Here is a 5,634-nt window from a genome sequence, read left to right as displayed (position 1 = left end):
AATTGCTTCTTTTGTTGTGGTAATTAAGTAATTCTTCTTTTATTAAGAGATTTAATTCAATTTTAACATCTTGTATTACTAATAATTTCTTATTACTGTGTTTTAAATTTTCTAAAGTTGTTGTTAGTGTTCTTATTTTAACAACATAGCCATGGATGTTTGTTGTAATACCTTTTGGTCTTAAAATTATATCATGTTCCCTATAATTGATTAAATCTGTTACAACATGTTGTTTAGTGTTATGTTTACAACATCCAAGAACCATTTCATGTTCAGTTCTAACAGTTTTTTTCTCACTTATTTGTTTTGAGTTATTAATTTGTATTAAATACATATTTCTGTCATTTGAGTTATTAAATTTCCTGTGAATTATCAGATTATTAGACATGTTATCGGATGTTTTATTGGTCATGGTTATTTCTTTTATAAGGTTTGGCATGAGCGGTCTTAGATTTACTCTTTTTTTTGGAACATTACAGATTTAATTGTACTTTCAAACACGGATGTTGGTTTATAATTAGTTATGGTAATAAAATTTGGATGATTTAACATGTATGATTCATAATTTATTCTGTTAATTTGTTTGTTATCCAAATATTTTGTAATATCTAATAGTTTATATAATTTATCCATTAGTTATTAGTTTTAGTATTATACATAGTTTGTCCTAATATCATAGATCTTTCCATTAGTTGTTTTATCATTGATCTTAATCTTTCAATGTTTACTTCTTTGGTGGTTAGTTCGGTTTTTAAATTATTTATACTGTCCAAAATGTTGGATTTATCTTGATTTGATAGTTTAGTATCTAACTCTTCCATAGATTTGTTAGTAGAATAAATTAAACTTTCAGCTTGATTTCTGATTTCAGCAACATCCTTGATCTTCTTGTCGTTGTCTTCGTTTTCTTTGGCTTCGTTAATCATGGAATTAATTTCATTTTCTGTTAAACCACCAGAGGTTTTGATTTTAATCTGTTGTTCTTTACCTGTTGTTTTATCTTTTGCTGAAACTTGAACTATTCCGTTGACATCAATGTCAAAAGTTACCTCAATTTGAGGAATACCTCTTTGAGCTTTAGCGATTCCAACTAAATCAAATTGTCCTAACATTTTGTTGTTATAAGCCATTTCTCGTTCACCTTGGTAGACTTTTATGGTAACGGCAGATTGATTATCTTCGGCTGTTGAGAATATTTGAGATCTTTTTGTTGGTATTGTAGTATTTTTTTCTATCAATCTTGTAAATATACCTCCTAAAGTTTCAATTCCTAATGACAACGGTGTAACATCTAATAACAATACATCTTTTATGTCTCCTTGTAGTACTCCAGCTTGGATAGCCGCACCAATCGCAACAACTTCATCAGGATTGACGTTTTTGTTTGGGTCTTTACCAAATAAATCTTTAACAGTTCTTTGGATTTTAGGCATCCTTGTCATTCCACCTACTAATATTATTTCATTTATAGTTTCGGAGGTTTCATGTGCATCAACCAAAGCGGTTTCACATGGTTTTATTGTGTTTTTAACGAGATCATCAACAAGTTCTTCTAATTTTGATCTTGATAAGTTACATGTTAAATGTTTTGGACCATTTTTATCAGCAGTAATAAAAGGTAGACTTATTTCTGTATTAGTAACAGATGATAATTCTATTTTGGCTTTTTCTGCAGCATCTTTTATTCGTTGGAGAGCAAGTTTATCTTTACTAATGTCAATACCGGTCTCTGTTTTAAACATGGTTACAATGTAGTATAAAATTTTGGAGTCAAAGTCTTCTCCACCTAAAAATGTATCACCATTTGTTGATTTTACTTCAAAAATACCATCTCCTAGTTCTAAAATCGAAACATCAAAAGTTCCACCACCTAAATCATAAACTACTATTAATTTTACATCTTTTTTATCTAATCCATATGCTAATGCAGCTGCTGTTGGTTCATTAATAATTCTAAGAACATCTAAACCTGCTATATTACCGGCGTCCTTTGTCGCTTGTCGTTGTGCATCATTGAAATATGCTGGCACAGTTATTACCGCTTTGCCAACTGTTTCGTTTAGAAACTCTTCAGCTATTACTTTCATTTTTATTAAGATAATAGCAGATATTTGTGATGGCGAATATCGCTTACCATTAGCCTCTAACCATGCATCGCCATTATTAGCTTCTACTATTTCAAATGTTGATAGATTTTTTTGTTTGGTTACGGTGTTATCATTGAATTTTCTACCAATTAATCTTTTAATGGCATAGAATGTATTTTTAGAATTAGTAATGATTTGTCTTCTTGCTGCTAATCCAACCAATCTTTCATTATTAGGTGTAATTGCTACAACAGATGGTGTTGTTCTGTTACCTTCTTGATTTTCTATAACTTTTATTTCCTTACCATCAGTAATCGCAACACATGAATTTGTTGTACCTAAATCAATACCGATTATCTTTGACATTATTATGTTTGTTATTGATTAATTATTAATTTTATATTACCAAATGAAAGGTAAATACTGGAGAAATACTTATGATAAAGTTGAATAAAAACATACACAACGATCTGATATATATAACTTAATGGTCCGTTGTAACTTTACAACATTCTATATGTATTTGTTTGTTATTGGATATAAATGTTTCATTTCAAAACCTTAATTTGTTAGTATATATTTACTAATTAGCGGAAAGAACCAATTATGAATTCCCATAGATATAATAGAATGAACAACTATATAATAACAAAAAATATAATTAATAGAAGCGAAGAATGGATGTTTGAAGGTTTATTATTAAATTCTTTATCAAAAAAAACAGTAACACAACGTTTGGATGTTGGCGTTTGGACGTTGGAATTACTTAGTTTAGTATTTAAAATAATATAATATTCTATTTAAGAAATAATAAAACAAATGAAGATTATTGTAACAGTTAAAATCATTTATGATCCGGAAATTAAACCAGAAGTAGATAATGGAATACTGAATTATAAAACAGCAAAACGTATGATAGATCCGATTGATGAAAAAAATATATCTGCTGTTATTAAATTCAAGGAAATAGATCCTTCTGTAGTAATTACTGTGATTTGTTTATCGAAAGAATCTGATAGTGATTTACTTAGATATGCTTTGGATATGGGTGTTGATGAAGTGGTGTTTGTTAAGATTAATAATTACGATGAGTCAATTGTTGATGGATTAACAAAAGCCAAGATGTTGAAACGTTTATTAGTTACTGAAAAATATGATTTGGTTCTAACAGGTAAATCATCTTCAGATAATAATTCGGGATTTGTTGGTTCGGCGTTAGCAACGTTCTTGGGTTGAAGACAACTTTATTGTGTTTGTGAATTAGTCGATAAAAAAGCAGATCAATTAACAGCACGTTGTAAGTTACGGAACAGAATCATGACTTTTGTTGTTAAGTTACCATGCGTGTTGGTTTGTGAATTTGATAAATCAGAAAGATCTGTTATTACGTTGAATCCGACCAAAGCTGTAAACAAACAAATAAGTGTAAAAGAAGTAAATAAGTTGGATTTAACCCGGTGTTCATGTATTTCTGTTGTTAATCATGTTGTACCGAAAAAAATTAGAAAAGTAAAGGTTATAGATAATGTCGATACACTAATGACAACGTTGTTTAGTTAACAATGAAGAGTGCATTAATAATATTAGAGGCTAAGAACAACAGGTTTAGTTCGGAAGATCAGAAGTTAATAAATTTTATATCTAAATCTTATGAAAAGATTGGAATACTGACTGTTAATTGTAATTACGCTTGTGCTAAGACTTTAAAGAAGGTAAATGAGATCTATTTGTTAGCAACCAAAATACCTATTAATGTTGATAGAAACAGTTGTGCTTGTGCTTTACTTGTTGCAGGTCTGATATTAAAATATGATATAACGGTTGCTGATACCGATACTTGTTACCATAATGTTATATGTAGAGCAGCTGCAGCCGTGAATCGTTATGTAATTTCTAATGTTTATGATATTTTAGGTGATAATATTTTTGTTAGGACGGCAAATGCTGGAATGGTAAACCAACATGTTGGCTTTAAATGTGATAAACCTTGGTTAATATCTGTTAAATTGTCATTAATAGTCGATCCTGATGTAAGAATGGAAGAGAAAAAACAACCAGAAGAGAAGAAATGTGATGCCAATCCAGTTTCAAATACAGAAGTAAAGGATCAAAACGTTGACAACGTTGAAAGTAATAAGGATGTTATAGATGGTAAGGATAAAAAGGTTGATAATCAAAAGGATAACTTAAATTCAGAGGATAAACATGTCAATGAAAACAAAAATGTTAAAGAAGATGTGGTTCGATGTGAAGGAACTAGTTCGGACGTTGTAACTCAAAGACCAACAATTATAACTGTTGATAAGGATAGTTCAAAGGAAACAGAGATAAAACCATGTGAGGATAAACCAAAAGAGGTGAGTACTGATAATAAGAAAGAAACAAACGAAGTTGTAAAACCAATTGAAGTTGTACCAAACGTTAGATATCAGATTATTAATTTTCCTATTAGAAAACAACTGGAATTGATATCTTATTCGAAACTTGAGGTTAATAAGGAGTTACCGGATTTATCAAAGGCAGATATAGTTATAGCAGGAGGTAGAAGTTTTGGTACCGAAGAGAACTTTATGACTTGACTGAAGCCATTGGCATTAAGACTTGGTGCTGCCATCGGAGCAACCAGAGGTGCTGTTGAATTAGGATGTGCACCGGTTGGATTTCAAATTGGAAGTACAGGTTCAACTATAGCTCCTAAACTTTACATTGCGTTTGGTATATCCGGATCAGATCATCACATGATTGGTGTCAAAGATGCTAAAACAATTGTTGCTGTTAATACTGATAAAGATGCTGCTATTATGTCGATGGCTGATTATTCGTTAACTATGGATATGTTTGATGTAATATCTGGAATAATGAAGTGATTGGATAGTAATAAAAACGTAGATATTAATAACTTGATACAAAATTTAAACAAAAATCAATCAAAACCTGTTCAATCTGAACCTAATCAAACCAAATCTGATGTACAAGAAGTTAAACCGCCTACAAACTAGTTAGAAATAAAGGGAGATCGGGTTAGGCACTCCCGCACCATCCACATCGTTGGTTGCCAACATGTTTATGTCTGTTAGTATATTTCTAATTATACCGTTTTCTTGTTTTTTTTCTCATAACCTTTTTATAGTATAGGATATAGTCCGTTAAAGGAAATCTATGGGAATTCGGTTACAACATGTTAGGTGTTGAATGTGTTAGATCTATAAAAATCTATTAAAATATACGGAGATATAACGTTATTGTTTTTGTTTGGTATATTCGAATTATAATTTGTTTAAACTGTAGGTACCAAGATCCAGGATCAGTTAAATAGGTTCATCAAACGTACATCTTCAACAGGCTATTGCCATAGTCGGATTAACTATTGAAACAAAATTATAATCCACCATCCATATCTGACAACATAATAATATGTTTACTTATTTTACATCGGTTAACATTTTTTTTAGTACTTTTCGATTTTATATTCGAGATTTCAACATCAAATGTTCTTATTTATTAGCTTTTACTCTTTCTTTTGGTCGTTGTTCATTAAATTAATATC

General features: G+C 30.2%; 4 protein-coding genes and 1 pseudogene. 3 read left to right on the top strand and 2 right to left on the bottom strand.

The features are described 5' to 3' along the window. Positions 1 to 412, bottom strand: a 412-nt coding sequence (locus MAGTDC_RS02715) for a hypothetical protein (RefSeq protein ID WP_192573139.1), incomplete at its 3' end; no start/stop codon positions are given. Positions 413 to 644: 232 nt separating this feature from the next. Further along, positions 645 to 2,453: pseudogene (dnaK, locus tag MAGTDC_RS02710) on the bottom strand (molecular chaperone DnaK); the annotation flags it as partial. 240 nt (positions 2,454 to 2,693) lie between these two features. On the opposite strand from dnaK, the gene MAGTDC_RS04840 reads away from it, so the two are divergent. Genes MAGTDC_RS04840 through MAGTDC_RS02700 form a run of 3 tightly spaced genes read left to right on the top strand, consistent with a single transcriptional unit; the run spans position 2,694 to position 5,086 of the window. Continuing rightward, the gene (locus MAGTDC_RS04840; protein ID WP_192573138.1) at positions 2,694 to 2,879 is read left to right on the top strand and encodes a hypothetical protein; all 186 of its coding nucleotides are present in this window, start codon (positions 2,694 to 2,696) and stop codon (positions 2,877 to 2,879) included. A gap of 27 nt (positions 2,880 to 2,906) precedes the next feature. Continuing rightward, positions 2,907 to 3,647, top strand: coding sequence for an adenine nucleotide alpha hydrolase family protein (locus MAGTDC_RS02705; protein WP_146656937.1), 741 nt, complete (start codon positions 2,907 to 2,909; stop codon positions 3,645 to 3,647). A gap of 2 nt (positions 3,648 to 3,649) precedes the next feature. Next, positions 3,650 to 5,086, top strand: a complete 1,437-nt coding sequence (locus MAGTDC_RS02700) for an electron transfer flavoprotein subunit alpha/FixB family protein (protein ID WP_146656936.1) — start codon at positions 3,650 to 3,652, stop codon at positions 5,084 to 5,086. Positions 5,087 to 5,634 lie beyond the last annotated feature (548 nt).

Source organism: Candidatus Hodgkinia cicadicola (assembly GCF_002774925.1).
Note: the sequence above shows the minus strand (reverse complement) of the source record. Positions and strands in the feature narration are given on the sequence as shown.